23 protein-coding genes and 1 tRNA gene are annotated in these 23,446 nt (G+C 66.9%); 15 read left to right on the forward strand and 9 right to left on the reverse strand.

All coding sequences use genetic code 11. From position 1 onward, the window contains the following. Window positions 1-321 precede the first annotated feature (321 nt). Complete coding sequence (locus SP6_RS09215) at window positions 322-1,251, forward strand: NAD(P)/FAD-dependent oxidoreductase (protein WP_007406002.1); 930 nt, start codon at window positions 322-324, stop codon at window positions 1,249-1,251. 150 nt (window positions 1,252-1,401) lie between these two features. Here the strand turns inward: SP6_RS09215 and clpS are convergent, their stop codons facing one another. The 4 genes from clpS to SP6_RS09235 all read right to left on the reverse strand — a co-directional run bounded on the left by clpS (window position 1,402) and on the right by SP6_RS09235 (window position 7,446). After that, window positions 1,402-1,758 carry an ATP-dependent Clp protease adapter ClpS gene (clpS, locus tag SP6_RS09220; RefSeq protein WP_007405966.1) on the reverse strand — a complete coding sequence of 119 codons (357 nt, stop codon included), beginning with the start codon at window positions 1,756-1,758 and terminating at the stop codon, window positions 1,402-1,404. Between the two features lie 192 nt (window positions 1,759-1,950). After that, window positions 1,951-5,244 carry an error-prone DNA polymerase gene (locus SP6_RS09225; protein ID WP_007405962.1) on the reverse strand — a complete coding sequence of 1,098 codons (3,294 nt, stop codon included), beginning with the start codon at window positions 5,242-5,244 and terminating at the stop codon, window positions 1,951-1,953. Next, window positions 5,241-6,794, reverse strand: a complete 1,554-nt coding sequence (locus tag SP6_RS09230) for a Y-family DNA polymerase (protein ID WP_227876561.1) — start codon at window positions 6,792-6,794, stop codon at window positions 5,241-5,243. The genes SP6_RS09225 and SP6_RS09230 overlap by 4 nt, the downstream gene beginning before the upstream one ends. Further along, the gene (locus tag SP6_RS09235) at window positions 6,685-7,446 is read right to left on the reverse strand and encodes an ImuA family protein (RefSeq protein WP_007406007.1); all 762 of its coding nucleotides are present in this window, start codon (window positions 7,444-7,446) and stop codon (window positions 6,685-6,687) included. The genes SP6_RS09230 and SP6_RS09235 overlap by 110 nt, the downstream gene beginning before the upstream one ends. Window positions 7,447-7,576: 130 nt before the next feature. Here SP6_RS09235 and SP6_RS09240 point away from each other — a divergent pair. Both SP6_RS09240 and SP6_RS21235 read left to right on the forward strand, forming a co-directional pair. Next, a tRNA-Gly gene (locus SP6_RS09240) sits at window positions 7,577-7,651 on the forward strand. Window positions 7,652-7,763: 112 nt separating this feature from the next. Continuing rightward, window positions 7,764-7,904 (forward strand): hypothetical protein, encoded by a 141-nt coding sequence (locus SP6_RS21235; RefSeq protein ID WP_007405976.1) that lies wholly within the window; start codon window positions 7,764-7,766, stop codon window positions 7,902-7,904. A 27-nt stretch (window positions 7,905-7,931) separates the two neighbouring features. Here SP6_RS21235 and SP6_RS09250 read toward each other — a convergent pair whose 3' ends face one another. Then, entirely contained in the window at window positions 7,932-8,642 is a 711-nt protein-coding gene (locus SP6_RS09250; RefSeq protein ID WP_007405949.1) for a hypothetical protein, read from the reverse strand. A gap of 99 nt (window positions 8,643-8,741) precedes the next feature. Between SP6_RS09250 and SP6_RS09255 the strand changes: the two genes are divergently transcribed. After that, window positions 8,742-9,224, forward strand: coding sequence for a GNAT family N-acetyltransferase (locus SP6_RS09255; protein WP_007406017.1), 483 nt, complete (start codon window positions 8,742-8,744; stop codon window positions 9,222-9,224). A gap of 5 nt (window positions 9,225-9,229) precedes the next feature. On the opposite strand, the gene SP6_RS09260 is transcribed toward SP6_RS09255, so the two are convergent. Then, on the reverse strand, window positions 9,230-9,979 hold the full coding sequence (locus SP6_RS09260) for an SDR family NAD(P)-dependent oxidoreductase (protein ID WP_037569322.1): 750 nt from the start codon (window positions 9,977-9,979) through the stop codon (window positions 9,230-9,232). A gap of 158 nt (window positions 9,980-10,137) precedes the next feature. On the opposite strand from SP6_RS09260, the gene SP6_RS09265 reads away from it, so the two are divergent. The 6 genes from SP6_RS09265 (at window position 10,138) to ribA (ending at window position 15,697) form a co-directional block, all read left to right on the forward strand. After that, window positions 10,138-10,794: a DsbA family oxidoreductase gene (locus SP6_RS09265; protein WP_007405965.1), complete on the forward strand. Its 657-nt coding sequence runs from the start codon at window positions 10,138-10,140 to the stop codon at window positions 10,792-10,794. 21 nt (window positions 10,795-10,815) lie between these two features. Then, the gene (gene msrB / locus SP6_RS09270) at window positions 10,816-11,280 is read left to right on the forward strand and encodes a peptide-methionine (R)-S-oxide reductase MsrB (protein WP_007406024.1); all 465 of its coding nucleotides are present in this window, start codon (window positions 10,816-10,818) and stop codon (window positions 11,278-11,280) included. Between the two features lie 213 nt (window positions 11,281-11,493). Continuing rightward, the gene (locus SP6_RS09275; RefSeq protein ID WP_227876562.1) at window positions 11,494-12,891 is read left to right on the forward strand and encodes a carbohydrate porin; all 1,398 of its coding nucleotides are present in this window, start codon (window positions 11,494-11,496) and stop codon (window positions 12,889-12,891) included. A 67-nt stretch (window positions 12,892-12,958) separates the two neighbouring features. After that, the gene (locus SP6_RS09280) at window positions 12,959-13,591 is read left to right on the forward strand and encodes a LolA family protein (RefSeq protein WP_397567815.1); all 633 of its coding nucleotides are present in this window, start codon (window positions 12,959-12,961) and stop codon (window positions 13,589-13,591) included. A 277-nt stretch (window positions 13,592-13,868) separates the two neighbouring features. Continuing rightward, a complete protein-coding gene (locus SP6_RS09285; RefSeq protein ID WP_007406006.1) occupies window positions 13,869-14,651 on the forward strand; it encodes an exodeoxyribonuclease III in 783 nt (260 codons plus the stop codon). Then, on the forward strand, window positions 14,648-15,697 hold the full coding sequence (gene ribA, locus SP6_RS09290; protein ID WP_007406036.1) for a GTP cyclohydrolase II: 1,050 nt from the start codon (window positions 14,648-14,650) through the stop codon (window positions 15,695-15,697). The genes SP6_RS09285 and ribA overlap by 4 nt, the downstream gene beginning before the upstream one ends. A gap of 120 nt (window positions 15,698-15,817) precedes the next feature. Here ribA and SP6_RS09295 read toward each other — a convergent pair whose 3' ends face one another. Together SP6_RS09295 and SP6_RS09300 are read right to left on the reverse strand one after the other, a co-directional pair. Next, complete coding sequence (locus SP6_RS09295; RefSeq protein WP_007405997.1) at window positions 15,818-16,486, reverse strand: HAD family hydrolase; 669 nt, start codon at window positions 16,484-16,486, stop codon at window positions 15,818-15,820. Further along, entirely contained in the window at window positions 16,483-17,142 is a 660-nt protein-coding gene (locus SP6_RS09300; protein ID WP_007406021.1) for a YggS family pyridoxal phosphate-dependent enzyme, read from the reverse strand. Before SP6_RS09300 ends, SP6_RS09295 begins: the two co-directional genes overlap by 4 nt. Before the next feature lie 52 nt (window positions 17,143-17,194). On the opposite strand from SP6_RS09300, the gene SP6_RS09305 reads away from it, so the two are divergent. Continuing rightward, window positions 17,195-17,677: a thiamine phosphate synthase gene (locus SP6_RS09305; RefSeq protein ID WP_007405970.1), complete on the forward strand. Its 483-nt coding sequence runs from the start codon at window positions 17,195-17,197 to the stop codon at window positions 17,675-17,677. A gap of 338 nt (window positions 17,678-18,015) precedes the next feature. Here the strand turns inward: SP6_RS09305 and SP6_RS09310 are convergent, their stop codons facing one another. After that, window positions 18,016-18,723 carry a hypothetical protein gene (locus SP6_RS09310; RefSeq protein ID WP_007406027.1) on the reverse strand — a complete coding sequence of 236 codons (708 nt, stop codon included), beginning with the start codon at window positions 18,721-18,723 and terminating at the stop codon, window positions 18,016-18,018. A gap of 211 nt (window positions 18,724-18,934) precedes the next feature. Between SP6_RS09310 and SP6_RS09315 the strand changes: the two genes are divergently transcribed. From SP6_RS09315 to holA, 4 genes are read left to right on the forward strand one after another with little or no spacing between them, the layout of a single operon-like run. Next, window positions 18,935-19,369, forward strand: a complete 435-nt coding sequence (locus tag SP6_RS09315; RefSeq protein WP_007405977.1) for a DUF3576 domain-containing protein — start codon at window positions 18,935-18,937, stop codon at window positions 19,367-19,369. Window positions 19,370-19,381: 12 nt separating this feature from the next. Further along, complete coding sequence (leuS, locus tag SP6_RS09320) at window positions 19,382-21,883, forward strand: leucine--tRNA ligase (RefSeq protein WP_007405980.1); 2,502 nt, start codon at window positions 19,382-19,384, stop codon at window positions 21,881-21,883. After that, entirely contained in the window at window positions 21,880-22,407 is a 528-nt protein-coding gene (gene lptE, locus SP6_RS09325) for an LPS assembly lipoprotein LptE (protein ID WP_007406012.1), read from the forward strand. The genes leuS and lptE overlap by 4 nt, the downstream gene beginning before the upstream one ends. Further along, the gene (holA, locus tag SP6_RS09330; protein ID WP_007405959.1) at window positions 22,404-23,423 is read left to right on the forward strand and encodes a DNA polymerase III subunit delta; all 1,020 of its coding nucleotides are present in this window, start codon (window positions 22,404-22,406) and stop codon (window positions 23,421-23,423) included. The genes lptE and holA overlap by 4 nt, the downstream gene beginning before the upstream one ends. Window positions 23,424-23,446 lie beyond the last annotated feature (23 nt).

Genomic DNA, 23,446 nt, shown 5'->3' on the forward strand with positions numbered 1-23,446 from the left:
TGCTCGCCTTAGCGGGAAAGAAAATGGCGCTTGGCCAAGCACATGCCGGCAAGATGATGACCAATACCCGGCCAATCTCAGCCTTGTGCGTTCGACGTTGCGCGATGAAAATGGCGGCATGTCTTCGTCCAAAGGCGGACAAACCCGCCGCTCCTCGCGCGTAACAACGTGCCCATCGGCCGGTTGATCCTCCATTCGGGCTCAGTCCGAATAAAAAATCATCATGGATCAATCCCAATGCTTGCGACCAAGATGCGGATCATTTGCGATCACCGCGCGTAACCATCGGGCTCGTGCAGGCATTATGGTGGCAGAGAGATTATGGTGCGTTCGGCGGCGATCATCGGGGCGGGCATGGCGGGTCTGGCCTGCGCGACGCGGCTGGCCGCGGCGGGATGCGCCGTCCGCCTGTTCGACAAGGGGCGCCGTCCGGGCGGACGTATGGCAAGCAAATCGCTATCGGCGGGCGGCCATGACTTTGCCTTCGACTATGGCGCGCAATATCTGACGGCACGCGATCCGGCCTTCCTGGCGCAGGTCACCGATTGGGAGGGTGCGGGCATCATTGCCCGCTGGCCCGCCGCCGGTGAGGACGCTTGGGTCGGCGTGCCCAGCATGGCCGCCATTGTGGCGCATATGGCGGAGAAGCAGGACGTCCGCTGGTCAACCCATATCCGGGCGGTGGAGCGGGACGCCGCCGGCTGGATCCTGATCGATGACGAAGGGCGTGAAGGGCCGTTCGATGCACTGGTGCTGGCAATCCCGGCCGAGCAGGTTCCGCCGCTGATCGCCTCGCATGATCCGTCACTCGCGGAGCGCGCCATGGCCTGCCCTTCGGGCCCGTGCTGGACGGTGATGCTGGGGTTCGAGACGCGGCTGGCGGTGGCGGATATTGCTGACATCCGCGATCCGATCGACTGGGCGGCGCGCCATTCGGCCAAACCGGGGCATGACGGTGGCGAGGCCTGGACGATCCATGCGGCGCCCGACTGGTCGCGGCATCATCTCGAAAGCGATCGAGAGACCGTGGTGGCGGCGCTGCTCCATGCTTTCGAGGAGCAGACCGGACCGCTTCCCGAACCCGTGCATGCGGCGGCGCATCGCTGGCGCTATGCGCGGTCGGGCAAGACGGGGATCGGGGCCTATTCCCGGCCCGAGATCGGCCTGGCGGCGTGCGGCGACTGGCTCATCGCGCCGAGAGTGGAGAGCGCCTGGTTGTCCGGTCGGCAGGCGGCGAAGGCGTTACTTTGATGTCGTGATCCTCTCCCGCATGGGGAGGGGGATCGCAGCAAAGCGGTGGTGGAGGGACGTGCCACAGAGGACGTCCTGCATGAAAGTCCCCCTCCGTCAGGGCTTCGCCCTGTCACCTCCCGGTACCAGGGAGGCGTTAACGGCCGTCGCTTACGCCTTTTCCAGCGTGCATTGCAGAGGATGCTGATTGGCGCGGGCGAAGTCGATCACCTGCGCCACCTTGGTTTCGGCGACCTCATAAGAGAAGACGCCGCACACCCCCACGCCGCGCTGATGCACGTGCAGCATCACCCGGGTCGCATCGTCCATGCTCATCCGGAAGAAGCGCTGCAGACACAGCACGACGAATTCCATCGGCGTATAATCGTCGTTGAGCATCAGGACGCGGTACGGCGTCGGCTGCTTGGTACGCGCGCGGGTACGGGTCGCGACGCCCAGGCCATTGCCCTCGTCATCGCCGTGATCCGGGCCATGACCGGGACCTTGGCCGGGCCCATTGCCGGCCATCCCCAGAGGATGGGTGAGAAGATCGCTGTTCGGGGCCATGGCGCTAAAATATGGCATGGCGGGGGGTGCGCACAAGCCCTTGGAGACAGGGTCGATCGTATAAATCGGCATGGTCATGGGGCAGAACCTCCTCGCCCTTGCGGTGCTTCGCGCCTCCCTTCCAGTTGGAGGGGAAGGGTGATGGTGGTTGCCCTAATGGAAATCGCGCGAACGGGGCAGCAGCCGGACGTCGCGCGGATGGACGCCGCGCTGGGCGACAGGACCGCGTGGATCGTGCGAGCGGGTGGGCGCGACGCGCACATCCTCCAGCCGGGCGAGCATCGCGCTGCGATCCTCGACGCCGGCGGTCATCAGATGGACGACGCCCTCTTCGCTGCGCTGGACGACGCCGTGGATCAGCATCAGCCGCGAAGCCATCACCGCGCGCCGGTTCGCCTCGAAATCGCGCGCCCATAGCAGCGCGTTGACGATTCCCGTCTCGTCCTCGATCGTGATGAAGATCGCATTACCCTTGCCCGGCCGCTGGCGCACCAGCACCACCCCTGCCACCTTGGCGCGGCGCCCATCGGCCAGGTTATGGAGATCGGCGGCGGACAATATGCCCTCACTCGCCAGTTCGCGGCGCAGGAACGCCATGGGATGGCCCTTCAGCGACAGCCGGGTCGCCCGATAATCGGCGCTGACCTGTTCGGACAGCGGCATGGGTGGCAGATCCACCTCCGGCTCGGCGGCCATTTCGGGGGCCTGCATAGCGGCGAACAGCGGCAGTTGCGCCGACTTCATCCGCCGTGCCTCCCACTGCCCCTCGCGCCGTCCGCGTCCCAGCGAGCGATAGGCATCGGCCTGCGCCAGCAGGTCGAGCGCGCGGCGGGGCAGTTTCGCGCGTATCGCGACCGACTCGATGGCTTCATAAGGGGCGTGATCGGCGATGTGGGTTCCCCATTCCTCCCGAAACCCGTCGACCTGCCGGAAGCCCAGCCGCAGCGCCAGCGCGCCGTCCTCGCGCCGCTCCAGCCGATTGTCCCAGCCGCTATAGTTCACATCGACCGGCCGCACCTCGACCTTGCCATTCTCGCGCGCGTCGCGGACGAGCTGGGCGGGCGCATAAAAGCCCATCGGCTGGGCATTGAGCAGCGCGCAGGTGAAGATCGCGGGCTGATGGCATTTCAGCCAGGCCGAGACATAGACCAGCCGCGCAAAGGACAAAGCATGGCTTTCGGGAAAGCCATAGGAGCCGAACCCCTCAATCTGCTTGAAGCAGCGTTCGGCAAAGTCCTGTTCATAACCGCGCTTGACCATCCCGCCGACCATCTTCTCCCGGAAATTCTGGATGGTGCCGACATTGCGGAACGTCGCCATGGCGCGGCGGAGTTGATTGGCCTCGTCGGGCGTGAACTTGGCCGCGACAATGGCCAGCTTCATCGCCTGTTCCTGAAACAGCGGCACGCCGTACGTGTCCTTCAGAATGGCCTTCAACTCGTCAGCATCCCCCTCCCAGGGATGAGGAGAGGGATATTCGACCTTCTCCTTGTTCGCCCGGCGACGCAGATAGGGATGGACCATGTCGCCCTCGATCGGTCCCGGCCTGACGATCGCCACCTGTACGACCAGATCATAGAATCGCGCGGGCTTCAGCCGGGGCAGCATGTTGATCTGGGCACGGCTCTCCACCTGGAACACGCCGATGCTATCGCCCTTTTGCAGCATCTCATAGACGCACTTGTCTTCGTCCTGCGCCAGCGTATCCAGCTTGGGGCGCGGCAATCCGTTCGCCGCCATCAGGTCGAACGCCTTGCGGATACAGGTCAGCATCCCCAGCGCCAGGATATCGACCTTCATGATCCGAAGCTCGTCGATATCGTCCTTGTCCCATTCGATGAAGGTCCGCCCCTCCATCGCGCCGTTGTGGATCGGCACGGTCTCGTCGAGCCTGCCTTGCGTCAGTACGAAGCCGCCGACATGCTGCGACAGATGGCGCGGCGCGCCCAGCAACCGGTCGACCAAGGTCCGCAGCCGCCCGATCTCGGGATTGTCGGGGGAAAAGCCGGTCTCGTGGAACCGCTTCTCCTCGAAACGCTGCGAGAAACTGCCCCAGACGGTGCTGGTCAGCCTTTGCGTGATATCCTCGCTCAGCCCCAGCGCACGGCCGACCTCGCGCACTGTGCTGCGCGGTCGGTAATGGATCACGGTCGCGGCGATCGCGGCGCGGTGACGGCCGTATCGCTCATAGATATATTGGATCACCTCCTCGCGCCGCTCATGCTCGAAATCGATGTCGATATCGGGAGGCTCCTTGCGCTCGGCCGAGACGAAGCGCGAGAAGAGCAGATCATGTTTGGTCGGATCGACCGAGGTCACGCCCAGGATCCAGCACACCGCAGAATTGGCCGCCGAACCCCGGCCCTGGCACAGAATGGGTGGCTCCAGGCTGCGCGCATACCGCACGACATCGTGCACGGTCAGGAAATAATGCGCATACTCGCTCTCTCGGATCAGTTTGAGCTCCTCGTCCAGCGTGGCCCGCAGCTTGGGGGGCACGCCCTCGGGAAATCGCTCCGCGGCCCCCTGCCGGACCAGTTCCTCCAGCCAGTCCTGCGCCTCCCACCCTTCGGGCACCGGCTCGTCGGGATATTGGTAGGAGATATGATTCAGCCGAAACTCGATCCGGTCGAGGATGGCGAGGCTCTCCGCTACCGCCCCTGGCCTGTCGGCGAATAGCCGCGCCATCTCCGCTGCCGGTTTCAGATGCCGTTCGGCATTCGCCGCCAGTTGCCGCCCCGCGCTGCGGATGGTCAGCCCTTCGCGGATGCAGGTCAGTATATCCTGTACCGGTCGGTCGGCGGGTTCGGCGAACAGCGCATCGGTGGTGGCGAGCAGCGGCACGCCGCGCGACTCCGCCAAGGCTGCCTGCGCCGCCAGCCGCCGCCGGTCCGCGCCCTCCCTCGGCATGGTCACGCCCAGCCACACCCGGCCCGGCGCCACCGCCACCAGCCGGTCGAGCGTCGCCGCCAATCCCGGATCGGCGCGTTTGGGCGGCAGCATCGCGTCCGGTATCGGCTCGCACGGCCGCGCGGTGGATTCCGGGCGGACGATCAGCAGGAGATCCTCGGCATGACGGGTCAGATCGCCTAGCCCGAGGATACAGCCGCCTTTCTTCGCGCGCGAGTTGCCCCGGGTCAGCAACCGAGTCAGCCGTCCCCAGCCTGCGCGATTGACGGGATAGACGACGATGTCCGGCGTCCCGTCGGCAAAGACGAGGCGGGCCCCAACGACCAGTTCGAAGAGCCCCATCTTCTTGCCAAACTTCTCGCGAAGCTCGCGCAAGGCCCGATGCGCTCGCACCACACCCGCCACCGTGTTGCGATCGGCAATGCCGATACCGTCCAGCCCCAACGCGATTGCCTGCGTAACCATCGCTTCCGCCGCACTCGCGCCGTCGAGAAAGGAGTAATGCGTCGCCGCGACCAGTTCGGCGAAGCCTCTCACGCGAACAGGCCGTGCACATACCAGCGCGGCCGTTCTGTCTCGCTGTAAAGGCCGTGGCGGAAGATCCAGAAGCGCCGCCCGCGCACATCCTCGACCCGGTAATAGTCGCGGGTCGGCGGCGCCATGTCGGCGCGGCGCCACCATTCGCCCGCGATCCGCTCGGGCCCCTCGGCGCGCGCCACGTCGTGTAGTTTCCGCCGCCAGCGAAAGCGTGCCGGCGGCCCGTCGGGCGTCTCGGCGGCCAGCGACTCGATCGGCTGAGGCGGGTCGAACAGATGGATGGGGCGCAGCGGCGGCTCGCCAGGCTCGGGCCGGGTCCATTCGGCCTTGGGCGCGCTGTCGGTCGCGGGCAGCAGCAATTCGGCCTGTTCGGGCATATGACTGTCGCGCGGATGGATTCGCCGCACCCGCTCGCGCCCCAGTCGCGTGCCCAGCCGATCGATCAGCGCGGCGACCGCCTCTGCCTTGGCTTCCCCGCCTTCCAGCCGGAGTTGCACGGCATCCAACTTCTCGGCCAGCCCGACATCCAGCCGGATCAGGTCATAGCCGAAACCGGGATCGAGCGGATCGGCCAGCGCCTCGATCCGCTCGCGAAACAGCCGCAGCAGCACGGCCGGGTCCCGCGTCGGCTGCCCCGTCTCGACCCGCAACGCCTGCACCTCGCCATCGGCGCGGAACAGCCGCGCGTCCCAGCGGCGCCCACCCTCATGCCGTTCCTCCAGCGCACGCGCCGCCTCCCCCGCCAGTTCCTCCAGCACGCCCAGCATATGCTCGGTCCGCGCCACCGGTTCGGCAAAGCGGCGCTCCACCCCGATCGGTGCGGCGACGACGCGCGGGGTCAGCGGACTGTCCTCCTCGCCGGTCAGCCGCCGGAGCGCCGTCGCCGCCTCGCGTCCGAAGCGCGCCGCGATCGTCGCCATCGGCCGGGCCAGCACATCGCCGACCGATTTCAACCCCGCCGCCATCAGCGCCGCGCACGCATCCTCGTCCAGTTCCAGCGCGGCGGCGGGCAGGCGGCGGATCGCCCCCATCTCGTCCGGGGCCGGGGTTCCGGCATGCCGGGCCAGCGCCCGCGCCGCCTCGGGCGTGTCGCCATAGGCCAGCCGCACGGTGATGCCGCGCCGCGCCATCCGCGTCTCGATATCCTCGGCCAGTCCGCGCTCGCCGCCGAACAGATGGTCCGCACCGGCGCTGTCGAGTACCAACCCCTGTGGCGGGTCGAGCGCCACGGCCGGGCTGTAACGCCGCGCTCCCTCGGCTAGCCGCTCCAGCCAATCGGCATCGGCGGCCGGATCATAGGGGAATATCTCCAGCGTCGGCACCCGTGCCCGCGCATCGGCCAGCGTCAGCCCGACCGACAGCCCCGCCGCGCGCGCCGCCGGATCGAGCGCGGCCAGGCGAATCGCGCCACCCACCGATTCGGCAAAGGCGATCGGGGCCTCATCGCGTGCCACGAACAGGTGCGGGCGGCCGATCCGCAACCGTTCGATCGGCAACCAGGGGAAGACGAGCGCCAGATAGCGGCGCGGGATCGAAGCTTTGCATGTCACGGTTCCACTCCACACGCCACCGGGCGCCCGCGGGCCCTCCCCGTCGGCGCAGCAATTCGAGGTCATAGGCTGGCGCGCCCGGCGCATCCGCCGCCAGTGCGCGCGAGGGCGCCGACGCGACCGACCAGCGGGTTACCGCCGCGCTGGGCGCCACCTGTCCGCCGACGCGCAACAGAATCATCACCACGCCCGAGGCTTCGGCCGCCAGCATCAGCCGGCGCGACGCGGTCAGGTCATAACCGCGCATCGCGCCCCACCCCTCGGCGATCACCGTGCCGAGCCCGGGGCAGCGCGCCCCATCGGCCGCCGCGCGCAGCAGCGCCGAATCATCGGCGACCACCACCACGACCAGATCCTGCGGGTCGAGCCCCATCGCGATCAGCCCCGGCCCATGGAGTCGCCCACCCTGCCGCTCGGCCGCTTCGGTGCGCAGCCACAGGATCGGCCGGGCGCTGGCGACCAGCACGCATCCGATCGCAAAGCCGGCGGCACTGGCCGCCTCTTCCTGCAAAAATGCATGAATCTCATGCAGTTGTGCACGGCCCAGCCCTTGCGCCAGCGCATCGCCGGCATTCCGCTCGCCCTCCTCGGCGCGCGCCGCCAGGCTGGCGGCACGACGCAGACGGTCGATCAGTGCGAAGGGCTCCTCCATATATGTTCTTGTAATGTTCTCATGACGGAGTCGCCAATGCAAAATTTTTGAAAAAAGCGCTTGCCGGTTCGAAAACCCCCATCTATTAGCGCGCCTCACCCCGCCGGGATCTACCGGCCGGAACGCCAGAGCGGGCGTAGCTCAGGGGTAGAGCACAACCTTGCCAAGGTTGGGGTCGAGGGTTCGAATCCCTTCGCCCGCTCCAGCGACTTACTCTATAAGTCGCTCGATCGTCAGGGACGATCCTTCAGACATCATAACCCAGATTAGACGGCCCATCATGGCGCGTCCTGCCGCATCGCGTTTAGACTGGCGCGATGAACAAGCTTTCCCCCTTTGGCGTCTTGCTGATCTTCGGGTTCATCGGCCTGCTGACCGGCAAGTTCGGGCTGTGGTTTCCGCTCGGCCTGCTGGCCGCCGTGGTGGTGGCCATCGCGCAGAACGCCCGGCGAAGCTGAAGCCTCTGCCCCGCCGGTGCCCTGCCCTTATGGTCGGTGACGTTCGATCCAGCGGCCTTCGGCGAACATCAGCTTGTCGAGCAGCCGCCGTTCGATGAAGCCGTCGGGCACGCGTGCCGGATCGGCCATGTCCTCGCCGCCTGCGCCGGCCCGGAAATCCGCGATCAGCCGATCGCGTGCCGCCCGAAAGTCAGGCTTTTCCCGTTCGTCCTCTCGCGCCCGCGCACAGGCCTGCCAGAAGCCGGGATAATCATGCCCGCCATTCCGACGATAGAGGCTGTTCAGTCGCCGCCATCCGGTGTGCCCACCCCGATGCCAGTCGCGATAGCGGGCCGCCTTGCTGGCCAAGCGATCCCAGATAAAGACATCTGCCTCGGGCCGGGCGAAGGTCGCGATCTTGCTCGCGGCGGAGCTATGTTGCCGCGTAGGTCCTCCCGTCGGCAGATTCATGGCCAATGTCGGAATCTCTTCCAGCGGATCGAAAGCCTGCATTGCCCGCACATCCATGATCGCTTGGGCGACGCCCTCTGTCTGCCAGGCGACCCGGTTGGTCAGTAGAAAGGTGATGAGAAAGCGATGCGCATCCTCCTTTGTCACGTCACCGGCAAACAGCGATAGCCAATGCGTATCCGGCAGACGTCGCCCATCGACTCGCTGATCCTTAGGGCAGCACCAGCGGCGGACATCCGCCTCGGCCTCCGTCAGCAATTGGGCCCGAATATCTTGTGAAAATGGCATGATCTTCCTCCCGCGCGTGGCGTTAGGGCCGGGTTTCGGTATGACGCTATCCGGGAGGAATCCGGATTGCCGTCTCCCCCTTCGAACCGGAGAAGCCCCATGCCGATTCGCCCCGCGACACAGCACGACGCCACCGCCATCGCCGCGATCATCCTGCCGGTGATCCGCGCGGGCGAGACCTATGCGCTCGACCCGGCGATGACGCAGGAGACGGCGCTCGCCTATTGGCTGGGGGCGGACCGGGCGAGCTTCGTGTTCGAGGAGGATGGCCGGATCCTCGGCACCTATTATCTGCGCGCCAATCAGGCGGGCGGCGGGGACCATGTCGCCAATGCGGGCTATATGACCCATCCCGCCGCGCGCGGGCGCGGGGTGGCGCGGGCGATGGCGCTGCACTCCCTTGACGAAGCGCGGGACCAGGGGTTCACGGCGATGCAGTTCAACTTCGTGGTAAGCGCCAACGCCGCCGCCGTCCATCTCTGGCAATCGCTGGGCTTTGCGATCGTCGGCCGGGTGCCCGGCGCCTTCCGACACCCCGCCCTGGGGGCGGTCGATGCGCTGGTGATGCACCGACCGCTCTGAACCCCTTACCCCTGCCGCGCGACCTGGAAGCCGGCAAAGGACTGGCTGACCGGCATCAGTTCCAGCCGGTTGATGTTGAGATGCGGCGGCAATTCGGCGACCCAGAGCAAGGTCGCGGCGATATCCTCGGCGGTCATCGGGTTGGAACCGGCATAGAGCGCGTCCGACGCCGCCTGGTCGCCACCGGTACGGACGGTGGTGAACTCGGTCTCGACCATGCCCGGCTCGATCGAGGTGACGCGCACCCCCTTGCCATGCAGGTCGGCGCGCAGGTTGAGCGAGAATTGCTTCACGAACGCCTTGGTCCCACCATAGACGTTGCCGCCGGTATAGGGATAATTCGCCGCCACCGACGACAGGTTGATGATGCCCCCGCGTCGCTCGATCAGGCGGGGGAGCAGCCGGTGGGTGATGGTGATCAACCCGTCGATATTGGTCGCGATCATCGTGCGCCATTGGGCGAGATCGCTGTCCTGCGCCGGCTTGGTGCCGAGCGCGAGCCCCGCATTGTTGATGAGCAGATCGATGGCCGCGAAATCCTGCGGCAGGCTGGCCAATCCGGCGTCGAGCGCAGCCTCATCGGTGATGTCGAAGGCGAGCGAGTGGAATGCCTCGCCCAGTTCGTCGGCCAGCGCCTGCAACCGGTCGGCGCGGCGTCCCGTCCCGATCACCCGCCATCCCGCCGCGACAAAGGCGCGCGCGGTCGCGGCTCCGATCCCGGCGGTGGCACCAGTGACGAGCACAGTTCGGGTCATGGGCTTAACTCCTTGGTCGCAGGCGCGGCGGGGCGCGGAAAGAGGGTGTCCGGTCAAAGGGCGAAACGCAGCTTTGCGTTCCCGCCCCTTTGCCCAGGCGTTCGGCTTTCCCACATAGGGTCCAACGCCGTTCGCGGCCACGTCAATCAGGACCGCCCATGCCCCGCCCGCTTCGTATCGACTTCGTCTCCGACATTTCCTGCCCCTGGTGCATCATCGGGCTGCGCGGGCTGGAGATCGCGCTGGAGCGGATGGGCGATGCGGTCGAGGCCGATATCCATTTTCAGCCCTTCGAGCTGAATCCCGCCATGGCCCCCGAGGGTGAGAATATCGTCGAGCATATCGGTCGCAAATATGGCGCGACGCCCGAGCAGTCAGCGGCCAACCGCGCCAATATCCGCGAGCGGGCCGCCTCGGTCGGCTTCACCATGACGATGGGCGACGATGCGCGAATCTATAACAGCTTCGACGCGCACCGGCTTCTTCACTGGGCAGAGATGGAAGGTCGGCAGGCCGCGCTGAAGCACGCCTTGTTCGACAGCTATTTCACGCGCGGCGAGGATATCTCCAACCACGACGTCCTGCTCGCCGCCGTCACCCGTGCGGGTTTGCCGGAAGACGAGGCTCGCGCGATCCTGTCCTCCGACCGCTACGCCGCCGAAGTCCGCGAGGCCGAGCGACTGTGGCAGGGGCGCGGTATCCAGTCGGTGCCCGCCATCGTGATTGACAATCGCTATCTCATCTCGGGTGGCCAGCCGCCCGAATCCTTCGAGCAGGCGCTGCGCCAGATCGCCGCCGAACCTGCCCAAGCCTGACCTTTTCGAAAGGAGCCCCCTATGGCCGACACCCGTTATGCCAAGACCGAGGAAGCCCTGTCGCGGCTGACCCCCGAGCAATATTATGTGACCCAGCAGAGCGGCACCGAGCGCCCCGGCACCGGCGAATATCTGAACACGCGCGAGCCGGGCCTGTATGTCGACATCGTCTCGGGCGAGCCGCTCTTCGCCTCGGCGGACAAGTTCGATTCGCATTGCGGCTGGCCCAGCTTCACCCGGCCGATCGAGCCCGCCCATGTCAACGAACTGCGCGACACCACCCATGGGATGATCCGCACCGAGGTCCGCTCGGCGCATGGCGACAGCCATCTGGGCCATGTCTTCCCCGACGGCCCGCGCGATCGCGGCGGCCTGCGCTACTGCATCAACTCGGCGGCGCTGCGCTTCGTGCCGCTCGAAGAGATGGAGGAGCAGGGGTACGGGGAATATATCGACCAGGTCCGTAGCGCGGTGAACGAAGCCTGACCCACTCCTCCCCGGCACGGGGAGGTGGCAGGGCGTAAGCCCTGACGGAGGGGGGCCTGCCCCATAGGACTGACCTGGCGGCACGCCCCCTCCACCATCCTTAGGATGGCCCCCCGTACCGGGGAGGATTGACGCATACGGCACCTTTTCCCGACCGGATCGTTTGCCTGCCGCAACGATAAGGTTCGGGGACAAGGGGTTATGAACAGGGCGATGATCTGGGGCTGGGCGCCGATAATGGCCGCCGCACCGGTGGCGGCCACTGCCCAGCAGACCACCGATCCGGTACCGACCGCATCGCGCGTCATCCCCGAAGCCGCCACCGGCGATACGCAGCGCCCGCCCCGCCGCCGCGCGGTGCGCCCCTCCGACAGCGCCCCCTCCGCCATCACCGCCGACACCCGCCGTACACCGCCGCCGGGGCTGATCGGCGACTGGCACGACATCCGCACCCGGCTGGGGCGGCGCGGCATTACCGTGACCGCGCGCTATGCCTCGGAAAGCGCGGTCAACGTCACCGGCGGGCGCAAGACGCTGTTCCGCGAGACGGGGCAGTTCGATGCCGGCGCGCTGTTCGATCTGGAAAAGGTGATGGGGCTGAAGGGCGGCGCGTTCCAGGCGACGCTGACCTATCGCCGCGGTCGCAACCTGACCGAGGATGCCGGGCTGGGCGCGCTGCAACAGGTGCAGGAGGTCTATGGCCGGGGCCAGACGCTGCGCCTGACCCAATTCTGGTATGAACAGCGGATCGGCGACCGGTTCGAGGTGAAGCTCGGTCGCACCAATCCGGGCGAGGACTTCGCCATCTTCTCCTGCCACTTCATGAACTTGAGCTTCTGCGGCGCGCAGCCGGGCAATCTGGTCGGCGATACTTGGCAGAATTGGCCGGTCAGCCAATGGGGCCTGCGGCTGCGCTACGAACCGCGCGACGATCTGTATGTCCAGGGCGCGGTTTATGAGATCAATCCGCGCAACCTGGATAACGACTTCTTCATCGGCCATTTCAAGGGCGCGACCGGGGTGCTGGTCCCGGCCGAGATCGGCTGGATCAACCATCCCAGCGCCGGGCGGATCGGATCGTACAAGCTGGGCGGCTGGGTCGGCACCGCCGATGCGCCGGACGTGTTCCTCGACGTCAATCGCAGACCCGTAGCGATCACTGGCCTGGCCCCGCTCGAGCGCACCAGCCGCTACGGCGTCTATATCAACATCCAGCAACAGCTGACCGGCGCAACCAAGGACGGCAAGGCGGAAAACGGCCTCAGCGTCTTCGTCAACGCCACCCAGGCGGACCGGGCGACCAGCGTCACCGACAATCAGGTCGCCGCCGGCCTGTTCTACAAGGGGCTGGTCCCCGCCGTGCCCGGCGACGTGCTGGGGATCGGCGTGGCGCGGACCCATGTGAACGGGCGCGTGGCCGAAGGGCAAAGGCTCGACCCGACGCGGCCTGCGGTGCAGGGATCGGAATATGCCGCCGAGGTGTATTACAGCATTCACCCCGCCGAATGGCTGGAGATGCGCCCCAACATTCAGTTCATCCATCATCCGGGCGGCTATGCCCAGGCGGACGACGTCACCGTGCTGGGGCTGAAGGCCGCGCTGACGCTGTAACCTTCGCCGATTCACGACCCGTTCAATAGGCCGCGCGCATGAGTGACGGCTCCAAAGGAGTGTTTTGATGATCCGTTCGATGATGGCGTCCGCCCTGCTGGCGCCGACCGCCATGGCGATGGTCGCCGCCCCCGTGCCCGCCCTGGCGCAAGCCGGCGGCGATCTGGCGGCGGTGCAGCGCTCGCTTCAGGCGCTGACGACGATGACCGCCGATTTCACCCAGACCGATCGCGCCGGCAAGGTGCTGACCGGTACGCTGACCATGAAGAAGCCGGGCAAGATCCGCTTCCAATATGAAAAGGGCGTGCCGTTGCTGATCGTCGCCGATGGCGGCGCGTTGACCTTCATCGACTATTCGGTGCGCCAGGTGCAGCGCTGGCCGATCAAGAATTCGCCGCTCGGCGTGCTGATCGACCCCAGCCGCGATATCGGCCGCTATGCCAAGGTCGTGCCCAGCGCCGACTCGCGCCTGCTCTCGGTCGAGGCCAATGATCCCAAGCATCCCGAATATGGCAAGATCACGCTGGTCTTCGCTCGCGATCCCGCCGCGCCCGGCGGGCTGATGCTGCAAGGCTGGGTCGCGCTCGATAGCCAGAATAACCGGACGACGATTCGCCTGTCGAATCAGCGTTATGGTGTGGCGGTGGACGACAAGGCGTTCCGATTCAACGACCCACGGAGGTCGGCGGCACGAAACTGAACGCCAACGGACAATTTCATTCATCCGGGCGACAGGTTTCCTGTCCTATCAGGGCGTTGCGGTTGAGGGGCCTTCGAGATTCCCCCCTGTTGCTCGAATGAGTGCCCTCATCCCGCCTGCGTGACGAACGCTAGGTCGGCCCTCGCTCCATGCCCCCGGAGCGAGGGCCTTTCCTTTTTTGGGTTGCCGCCCCCCCCTCATTCCACCCCTTGCAGGGGAGGAATCCCAAGGCCGGGTAATCTTGTCTCCCGCCCTGCCCGCCGCTACATCCGGCCTCGTGAAAATCGCCTCTTGGAACATCAATTCGGTGCGGTTCCGCGCCGCCATCGTCGAGCAGTTTCTGACCGAGGCCGCGCCCGACATCCTGTGTCTTCAGGAGACGAAGGTCGTCGATGACGACTTTCCCTTCGATCTGTTCCGCGCCGCCGGCTATGAGCATATCATCATCCATGGCCAGCGGATGCACCACGGCGTCGCGATTGCCAGCCGCGTGCCGATCGTCGAGGACGATCGCCTCGACTGGCAGGCCAATGCCGAGGCGCGGCATGTCGGCGTGCGCCTGCCCAACGGCGTGCGGCTGGAGAATGTCTATATCCCCGCGGGCGGCGACGTGCCCGACCGCGAGGTGAATCCGAAATTCGGCCAGAAGCTCGATTTTCTGGGCCGCATGATCGAATGGTCGGGAAAGCTCGATTGCCCGACCATCCTGACCGGCGATTTCAACATCGCCCCGCTTGAATCGGACGTGTGGAGCCACAAGCAGCTGCTCGACGTGGTCAGCCATACGCCGATCGAGGTCGAGACGCTGGCCAGCCTCCAGGCCTCGAACGACTGGGTCGATCTGGGCCGCCACTTCATCCCCGCGCCCCAGAGGCTCTATACCTGGTGGAGCTACCGCGCGAAGGATTGGGCGGCGTCGGATCGCGGGCGGCGGCTCGACCACATGTGGGCGACGCGCGACGTGGCCGAAAAGGCGATCGGCCACCGCGTGTTCGAGGGGTGCCGGAGCTGGCTCAAACCCTCCGACCATATCCCGATCATGACGGAATTCGATTTTTGAGCGCAGACCCCAAAGCCGCCGCGCGCGCCATCGATGCGCTGCGCCGGGGGTGGCCGATCGCGATCGACGGCACGGCCCTGCTGGCGGTCGAGACGGCGGACCCGATCCGCCTCGCCGCGTTCGATCCCGAGGCTCAGGCGCCGGTCCTGATCTCGGCCGGGCGCGCGGCGACGCTGAAGCTCGCCAACCAGGCCGAGGCCGCCGATCCCGATGCGCCGGTATTGGTCGAGCGCGCGCCCTGGATCGATTTCCCGGCGGCCACCGCGCTGGCCGATCCGCAATTCGATCTCGCGACGCCGCTGAAGGGCCCCTATCGCGCGCTTGCCCTGCCCGATCCGGCGGTCGCGGCGGCGGCGATCCGGTTCGCGCGGATTGCGGGGATGCTGCCGGCCTTTTTCGTCGGCGGGACGGGGGTGGAGGCGGCGCTCTCCGTCGCCGATATCGTCGCGCATGAAAATGCCGAAGCGCTGGCCATCGCCACCCGCGCGCGCCTGCCCGTCGCAGGCGCCGAGGATGCCGAGATCGTCGCCTTTCGCTCGCCCCATGCGGCGGGCGAGCATGTCGCGCTGCTGATCGGCCAGCCGAACGGCCAGCCGCCGCTGGTGCGCCTCCACAGCGAGTGCCTGACCGGCGATGTGTTGGGCAGCCTGAAATGCGATTGTGGGCCACAGCTTCACGCCGCGATCCATGCCATTGCCACATCGGGCTGGGGCATATTGCTCTATCTGCGGCAGGAGGGGCGCGGCATCGGCCTCGTCAACAAGCTGCGCGCCTATCAGCTTCAGGATCAGGGATTTGACACGGTCGACGCAAACACCCGGCTGGGCTTTGCGATCGACGCACGCGATTTCGGCGTGGCGGCGCGGATGCTGACGCTACTCGGGCAGAACGAGGTGCGGTTGCTGACCAACAACCCCGCCAAGGTCGCCGGGCTGAACGCGGCTGGGGTGCAGGTGGTCGAGCGGGTGGCGCACAGCCTACCCCCCAATCCGCATAACGAGCGCTACCTTGCGACCAAACGGGACCGGACCGGGCATCAGTTGTAGGAAGGCCCCGTCCCATCCTCCGTTCAGCCTGAGCGAAGTCGAAGGCTACGGGATTGGCCTTCGTGGCTGAGCGCGGAACGTGCGCTTCGACTTCGCTCAGCGTGAACGGGGGTTGGAGGATCAGAACCCCAATTCGCGCCGCACATCGGCATAGTCCTGCGCGATCGCCGACACGCCGATCTCACGCAGCCGCTGGTCATGCCCGACCGCGCAGTGGGTGCCCATGCACATGCCGATGACATAGCCGCCGCTCGCCACCGCGCCGCTCGCACCGACGGGGGAGTCCTCCAGGATGGCGCAGTCCTCGATCCGTACGCCCAGCCGGTCGGCGGCGTAGAGATACAGATCCGGCGCCGGCTTCCCACGCGTCACATGCTCCCGCCCGCTATAGATATGGTCGCCGAACGCCTCGCGCAGGCCGAGATGGCGCAGATGGCGGTCGATCCACACCGTCGGGCTGGACGACACCACCGCCTTGAGGAAGTCGGCGGGCAGCGTGCGGACGAAGTCGACCGCGCCGGCAATCGCCGCGACGCCCTCGTCCATCGCCCGGATATCCTCGGCTCGGCGCGCCTCGTGAAAATCATCGGGCAGGGTCTGGCCGATACGGCCTTCGATCGCCGACAGGAAATCCTCGCCCGCCAGCCCCATATAATGGTGCATCGCCTCTTCGGGCGTGTGCGGGTGGCCATTGGCGGTCAGCCATTCGGCGAGGTGGCGATTGCCCTCATATTCGCTGTCGATCAGGACGCCGTCGAAATCGAACAGCAGTGCGGCGAAGCGGCTCATGCGCGGGCTCCGAACAAGGCGCTGCCGACGCGCACATGGCTGGCGCCCAGCATCGCGGCGACCTCATAATCCTCGGACATGCCCATGCTGAGCTTGGTCAGCCCCAGTTCGCGCGCCATCTTGGCAAGCAGCGCGAAATAGGGCGCGGCGTCCAGCCCGTGCGGCGGAATCGCCATCAGGCCGATGGTCGGCAGCCCGGCGGCACGCGCCTGTGCCAGCATCGCAGGGACTTCGGCGATGGCGCAGCCGCCCTTCTGCTCCTCCTCGCCGATATTGACCTGCAGGAAGCAATCGGGGCGCTTGCCGCTCTTGTCCATCGCTTGGGCCAGACCCGCGATCAGCGAGGGGCGGTCGACAGTGTGGATCACATCGAAGAGCGCGACCGCGTCCTCGGCCTTGTTGGATTGCAACTGGCCGATCAGATGGAGTTCGACGCCCGGATAGTCCGCGCGCAAAGCTGGCCACTTCGCGGCGGCTTCCTGGACGCGATTCTCGCCGAACACCCGGTGCCCGGCGTCGAGCAAGGGCCGGATCGTGTCGGCATCATGCGTCTTCGACACCGCGATCAGGGTCGGGGTCGCGTGATCGCCGAGCTTGGCGGCACGCTGAAGCGCGGTGGAGACGGTGGCAAGGCGGGAAACGCTGTCGTCGGTCATGCCCGGCGCTATAGTCACAGCGATGGCCGACCGATACCCCGTGACATGGCTGATGACCGATGAGCGGCTGGGCGACGGACTCTGGGCGGCGCTGCGTCGGCTGCCGCCAGGATCGGGGGTCGTGTTCCGTCACCACGCAACGCCCCCGGGCAAGCGCCGGGCGATTCATCGCCGGGTCTGGCGAATCGCCAGGGCGCGGGGGTTGGTGCTGCTGGTCGCCGGAGGTGGTCTGCCCGGCGATGGCGTACACAAATGGGGCGGACGCAAAGGCTTGCGAAGCTGGCCCGCGCATGACCGGGCTGAGGCCATTGCAGGGTGGAAGGCCGGGGCAGACCTATTGTTCGTCTCGCCGCTGTTCCCCACCCGGTCGCATCCGGGCGCACCTAGCATCAAACCGGCACGGGCGGCACGGATCGGACGCGGCCTTGGCCTGGCGCAAATCGCGTTGGGCGGCATGAACGCGGAACGCTTTCGTCGTTTGCGGGGGCGATTCGACGGTTGGGCAGCGATCGACGCCTGGGGCGGTGCGGGCTAGGTAATGAGGACGCAAACTGCGCCTGCTCCGACGACAGCCTCGTTCCGCAAATGAATGTGTTCGCGCGGAGACGCGAAGGTGTCCGGCGCGGAGCAACACCATGCCTTGCCAAGGGGGCGTGGAATGAGGACAGGCATCCGATCTGGGCCTGGCACCCTCTGCGTCCTCGGGGCGAACACTCTCTTCTTTTAAAAGGCTCGAACCGAACGCCGATGATTACATCCGGCCATCGGCGAGCCCCCTCATTTTAAACCGGGATCAGGGGAAAAGAGGCACAAGGCGTCGGGTAGCGACGCTCCAACGAAGCGTCACACCTGCAAAATCGCATCACGCGAAGGTCAGAACCGGAAAGCGGTTCCTAGATATACCGCCTGGCTGTTGCGGCGATCGTCATCCAGCCGCGCCAGACGCTCGCGGTCCGAGCGATAGCGGACGCCCGCCGTCACATCCAGGTTGCGGGTCAGCGCATAGGAGCCGCCCATGTCGAGCGAATAGCTGGACGGCGTGTCGATCAGCTTGGCGACGCCCTCGATCGGGCGATCGGTCGAGGCCTTCACGCGGCCGGTAAAGCGATTCGCGGTATAGCTGACCGCGACATCGGCGGTCTCGCGGCTGCCCGGCAAGCCGGCCAGATCAACGCGAGCGATATCGCTGGACACCGCCAGCCGCTTCCAGCCCACCGAAACGCCCAGATTGTACGAGATCGGCGCCAGGCCGACCGTCGGCGCGGTGTTGGCGGCGATCCGTTCGTCATTGGTGCGGCTGGTCCGCGCGCGAACCGCAACCGTCACCGCACGATTGGCGCCGCGCTGGCTTTCCGCCGGGGTGAAGCGCAGGTCACCGGCATCGAGGCCGCTGCGGGCGAAGATGGCGGCGAGACGGGGATCGGCGGCGGCCGGAGTGAAACCACCGGCACCCCGCAGGGTCAGCATCCGCTTGGCCTGACGCACACTCTGGTCCACCGCACCGATGGCGGGCGCGACCAATGCCGTCGTGGCGGCCAGCGCCCCGATAGCAAGTCCGATCACCACACGCCCGAACGACACGGTCCACCCCTTTGGCCTGAGACCCCTCTTCAAGACCGGTCCTAACATGGAATCATGTCGGAGTGATCCCATTGTTACGCGTCCGATCGCGAATCTTGTCCGACTGTTGCCCCGTATCCACAGAATCGCGACCATCGCACGCCCGCTTGCCGGGGTGGCGGGGCCCCTGTAGAGCGATACGCAACCCTTATTCCCAGTCAGGATAATGCCGATGCTTCGCCGTTCCGCCACCGCGTTCGCGGTAATCGCCGCTCTGTCGCTCGGCGCCTGTGCCGGCAAGAAGGATCGCCCGCAGGCCGATCTGGCCGCATCGAAGATCACCACGATCGGCGTGAATTCCTATCTGTGGCGCGCCAGCCTGGATACGCTGAGCTTCATGCCACTGACCGAAACCGACTCCAATGGCGGCGTGATCGTGACCGACTGGTACATCAACCCGCAGGTCCCGACCGAGCGGATGAAGGTGACCGTCACCATCCTCGACCAGGATCTGCGCGCCGACGCGCTGCGCGTGACCGCGCTGCGCGAGGTCAATCGCGGTGGCCAGTGGGTCGCCGCCCCCGTCCAGGCCGCGACCACGCAGAAGCTGGAAGACATCATCCTCACCAAGGCGCGCGACCTGCGCCGTGCCTCGATCACGAAGTAAAAGACGAGAAGAATGGCCTCGCGTTTCAACGCCCTGAAATCGGATTCGACCTGGCAGCGGATCTGGGAGGAGCGGCGCACCTTCGCCGCCGACGATCACAGCCCCAAGCCGCGCTCCTACGTCCTCGAGATGTTCCCTTATCCGTCGGGGCGCATCCATATGGGGCATGTCCGCAACTATACGATGGGCGACGTGCTGGCGCGTTATCGCCGGATGATCGGGCATGAGGTGCTCCACCCGATGGGCTGGGACGCGTTCGGCATGCCCGCCGAGAATGCCGCGATGGAAAAGGGCGTCCATCCGGGCGGCTGGACCCGCGACAATATCGCGACGATGAAGGCGCAGCTGAAGCGGCTGGGCTTCGCGCTCGACTGGACGCGCGAGATCGCGACCTGCGAGCCGGACTATTACGGCCATGAGCAGGCGCTGTTCCTCGACCTGTATGCGGGCGGCTTGGTCTATCGCAAGGAATCGGCGGTCAACTGGGACCCGGTCGACATGACCGTGCTCGCCAACGAACAGGTGATCGACGGGCGCGGCTGGCGCTCGGGCGCGCTGGTCGAGAAGCGCAAGCTAAACCAGTGGTTCTTGAAGATCACCGACTTCGCCGACGAGCTGCTGGAGGGGCTGACGACGCTCGAGCATTGGCCCGACAAGGTGAAGCTGATGCAGGAGAACTGGATCGGCCGCAGCAAGGGCCTGCAGTTCCGCTTCGCCCCGGTCGCGCCCTTCGCCGAGTCGATCGAGGTCTATTCGACCCGCCCCGACACGATCTTCGGCGCGAGCTTCGTCGCGATCGCGGCGGATCACCCGATCGCACGCGAATTGGCCGAGACGAACGCCGAAGCAGCGGCCTTCATCGAACGCTGCAAAGCGGGTGGCACGACGGCGGCCGAGTTGGAAACCCAGGAAAAGCTGGGCTTCGACACCGGCTATCGGATGCAGCATCCGATGGACGCGAGCGTCACGCTGCCCGTCTATATCGCGAACTTCGTGCTGATGGAGTATGGCACGGGCGCGGTGATGGGCGTGCCCGCGCATGACCAGCGCGACCTCGATTTTGCGCGCAAATACGGGCTGAGCGTCACCCGCGTCGTCGCCGATGGCGATACCACCGATCCGGTGTTCGAGGGCGACACCGCCTATACCGGCAGCGGCCGTCTGGTGAACTCCGGCCCGCTTGACGGGCTGGACGTGGAAGCCGCCAAGGCCGCCGTCATCGCCCGCGCCGAAAGCGAAGGCTGGGGCCAAGGCCAGACCGTCTACCGCCTGCGCGACTGGGGCGTCAGCCGCCAGCGTTACTGGGGCACGCCGATCCCGATCATCCATTGCGAGGATTGCGGCGCGGTGCCGGTGCCCAAGGACCAGTTGCCGGTCACCTTGCCCGAGGACGTCACCTTCGACGTGCCCGGCAACCCGCTCGACCGCCACGCGACGTGGAAGCATGTCGACTGCCCGAGCTGTGGCAAGCCCGCCCGGCGCGAGACCGACACGCTCGACACCTTCGTCGATTCGTCCTGGTATTTCATCCGCTTCGCCAGCCAGCCCAAGGATCGCCAGTTCGATCCCGAGGTCGTCAAGAAGTGGCTGCCGGTCGGCCAGTATATCGGCGGCGTCGAGCATGCGATCCTGCATCTTCTCTATGCCCGCTTCTGGACGCGCGCCCTGAAGCATATCGGCCTGATCGACGTGGCGGAGCCGTTCGCGGGCCTGTTCACGCAAGGGATGGTCACGCACGAGAGCTACAAATCCTCCGACGGCCGCTGGCTGGCGCCGGGCGAAATCCGCGACGGCATCGAAATCGCGACCGGGCAGCCGATCACCGTCGGCCGCGTCGAGAAGATGTCCAAGTCCAAGAAGAACACCGTCGATCCCGAGCCCATCGTGGATCAGTACGGTGCGGACGCGGTGCGCTGGTTTATGCTATCCGACAGCCCGCCCGAGCGCGACCTGCCCTGGTCGGAATCGGGTATCGAGGGCTCGTGGCGCTTCGTCCAGCGCTTGTGGCGTCTGTTCGATGGTTCGGAAGCGGCCGAGGGCGAAGACAAGGCGCTTTCCCGGAAATTACACCAGACCATCGCGGGCGTCGCGGCGGATATCGAAGCGCTGGCCTTCAACAAAGCGGTCGCCAAGCTGTACGAGTTGGTCAACGCGATCGAAAAGGCCAAGCCGTCGGCCAGCCGGAACGAGGCGATCCGCACCACCATGCTGCTGGTCGCGCCGATGGTTCCGCATCTGGCCGAGGAAGCCTGGGCCGGGATGGGGCAAGAGGGCCTGATCGCGGACGCCGCTTGGCCGGAGGTCGACGAAAGCCTGCTGGTCGAGGACGAGGTCACCGTCGCGGTGCAGGTCAACGGCAAGCTGCGCGACACGCTGACCGTGGCCAAGGGCAGCCCCAAGGACGTGCTGGAAGCGACCGCGCTGGCGTCGGACAAGATCGTCCGGGCGCTCGACGGCGCGACCCCGAAAAAGGTGATCGTGGTGCCCGACCGTCTGGTAAACATCGTCGCATGATGCGCCCCTTCCCCCTGATCGCCGCCGCCCTGGGGCTGACGCTCGCTCTGTCGGGCTGTGGCCTGCACCCGCTTTATGCCGGGGGCAGCCAGGGCGCGGTGGCGACCGCCTTGTCGGGGGTGGAGGTCGCCCCCATTCAGGGCAAGGCCGGCTGGCTGATGGCCAATGCCCTGCGCGACCGGCTGGGCGATGGCCAGGGCGGCGGCGCGCGGTACCGGCTGGACGTCAAGCTCGACGACCAGATCAAGGGCCTGGGTGTGCGGCGCGACGACTCGGTTACGCGCGAACGCCGGATCCTGCGCGCGCGCTATCAGCTGATCGACCAGGCCAGCAACGCGGTGCTGGTCGATGCGACGGCCGGATCGGATGCCGGTATCGATGTCGTCCGGTCCGAATATGCCACGATCGCGGCGGAAAACACCGCGCTGGAGCGGCTGGCGGTCATCGTCGCGGACGAGATCGTCGCGCGGCTGGCGACCTATGCCCGGTCGCGCCCGGGCGGGACGCCGGCCGGCCAGCCGTGAAGGCCAATGCCGGTCAGATCCGCCAGGCGCTGAGCCGCCCTTCGGCCGATATCCGGCTCTATCTGCTCCACGGTCCCGACGAAGCGGGCGCGAGCGAACTGGCGCGCCTGCTCGCCGAGGCGATGGGGCGCGAGGCCGAGCGGATCGACCTCGACTCGGCGACGCTGAAGAGCGACCCCGCGCGGCTGACCGACGAGGCGGCGGCGCTGTCGCTGTTCGGGGGGCCGCGCTTCATCCGCATCGCCGGTATCGGCGAGGAAGGGCTGGCGGCGTTCACCGCGCTGCTGGAGGCGGAGTCGGCGGGCAATCCGGTCGTCGCCATCGCCCCCACGGTCAAGACCACCGCCAAGATCGTCAAGCTGGCGCTCGATTCGCCGCGTGCCATGGCGTTCGGCTGCTACGCCCCCACCGCCGCCGATGCCGAGCGGCTGGCGGTGACGATGGCGAGCGAGATGGGCTTGCGGCTGGCCGCCGGGGTGCCGGCGAGGCTGGTCGAGGCCGCCGGCGCGGACCGCGCGGTCATCACGCGCGAGTTGGAGAAGCTGGCGCTTTATCTCGACGCCGATACCGACCGCCCGCGTGAGGCCGATCATGCCGCAATGGACGCGATCGGCGCAGATCTGGGCGAGGCGGAGATGGGCGACGCGGTCGAGGCGGTGGTCGAGGGCCGCGTCGGCGATCTGGGCGGCGAACTGGCGCTGCTCGATGAGGGCGGCGCCTCCCCCATCCCCTGGTTGCGTGCGCTCGCCCGCCGCCTCATCGCGCTGGCCGAGATGCGCGCCGATATCGACAAGGGCGAACCCGTCGAGGCGGTAATGAAGCGCCACCGCGTCTTCTTTCGCGACGAGGCGAAGACCGCGCGCGCGTTGCGCCGCTGGACGCCCGCCATGCTGGCCCGCGCGCTGACCCGCATTCGCGCGGCCGAACGCGCGGTGATGGCCCCCGGCAATGCCGGTGCCGTGCTGGCCGAGGCGGAAGCGACGATCATCGCGCAAGGCATCGCGCGGCGGGGCTGACATAGCTCGAAATCCTCCCCTGT

The organism is Sphingomonas paucimobilis NBRC 13935 (genome assembly GCF_000739895.2).
GTDB classification, from domain to species: domain Bacteria; phylum Pseudomonadota; class Alphaproteobacteria; order Sphingomonadales; family Sphingomonadaceae; genus Sphingomonas; species Sphingomonas paucimobilis.

What these genes read in the sequence shown, in the direction of transcription:
- SP6_RS09215 (WP_007406002.1), top strand. Translation starts at nt 322, where the DNA reads ATGGTGCGTTCGGCGGCGATCATCGGGGCGGGCATGGCGGGTCTGGCC.
- clpS (WP_007405966.1), bottom strand. Translation starts at nt 1,758, where the DNA reads ATGGCCGGCAATGGGCCCGGCCAAGGTCCCGGTCATGGCCCGGATCAC.
- SP6_RS09235 (WP_007406007.1), bottom strand. Translation starts at nt 7,446, where the DNA reads ATGGAGGAGCCCTTCGCACTGATCGACCGTCTGCGTCGTGCCGCCAGC.
- SP6_RS21235 (WP_007405976.1), top strand. Translation starts at nt 7,764, where the DNA reads ATGAACAAGCTTTCCCCCTTTGGCGTCTTGCTGATCTTCGGGTTCATC.
- SP6_RS09250 (WP_007405949.1), bottom strand. Translation starts at nt 8,642, where the DNA reads ATGCCATTTTCACAAGATATTCGGGCCCAATTGCTGACGGAGGCCGAG.
- SP6_RS09255 (WP_007406017.1), top strand. Translation starts at nt 8,742, where the DNA reads ATGCCGATTCGCCCCGCGACACAGCACGACGCCACCGCCATCGCCGCG.
- SP6_RS09260 (WP_037569322.1), bottom strand. Translation starts at nt 9,979, where the DNA reads ATGACCCGAACTGTGCTCGTCACTGGTGCCACCGCCGGGATCGGAGCC.
- SP6_RS09265 (WP_007405965.1), top strand. Translation starts at nt 10,138, where the DNA reads ATGCCCCGCCCGCTTCGTATCGACTTCGTCTCCGACATTTCCTGCCCC.
- msrB (WP_007406024.1), top strand. Translation starts at nt 10,816, where the DNA reads ATGGCCGACACCCGTTATGCCAAGACCGAGGAAGCCCTGTCGCGGCTG.
- SP6_RS09275 (WP_227876562.1), top strand. Translation starts at nt 11,494, where the DNA reads ATGATCTGGGGCTGGGCGCCGATAATGGCCGCCGCACCGGTGGCGGCC.
- SP6_RS09280 (WP_397567815.1), top strand. Translation starts at nt 12,959, where the DNA reads ATGATCCGTTCGATGATGGCGTCCGCCCTGCTGGCGCCGACCGCCATG.
- SP6_RS09295 (WP_007405997.1), bottom strand. Translation starts at nt 16,486, where the DNA reads ATGAGCCGCTTCGCCGCACTGCTGTTCGATTTCGACGGCGTCCTGATC.
- SP6_RS09300 (WP_007406021.1), bottom strand. Translation starts at nt 17,142, where the DNA reads ATGACCGACGACAGCGTTTCCCGCCTTGCCACCGTCTCCACCGCGCTT.
- SP6_RS09305 (WP_007405970.1), top strand. Translation starts at nt 17,195, where the DNA reads ATGACCGATGAGCGGCTGGGCGACGGACTCTGGGCGGCGCTGCGTCGG.
- SP6_RS09315 (WP_007405977.1), top strand. Translation starts at nt 18,935, where the DNA reads ATGCTTCGCCGTTCCGCCACCGCGTTCGCGGTAATCGCCGCTCTGTCG.
- leuS (WP_007405980.1), top strand. Translation starts at nt 19,382, where the DNA reads ATGGCCTCGCGTTTCAACGCCCTGAAATCGGATTCGACCTGGCAGCGG.
- lptE (WP_007406012.1), top strand. Translation starts at nt 21,880, where the DNA reads ATGATGCGCCCCTTCCCCCTGATCGCCGCCGCCCTGGGGCTGACGCTC.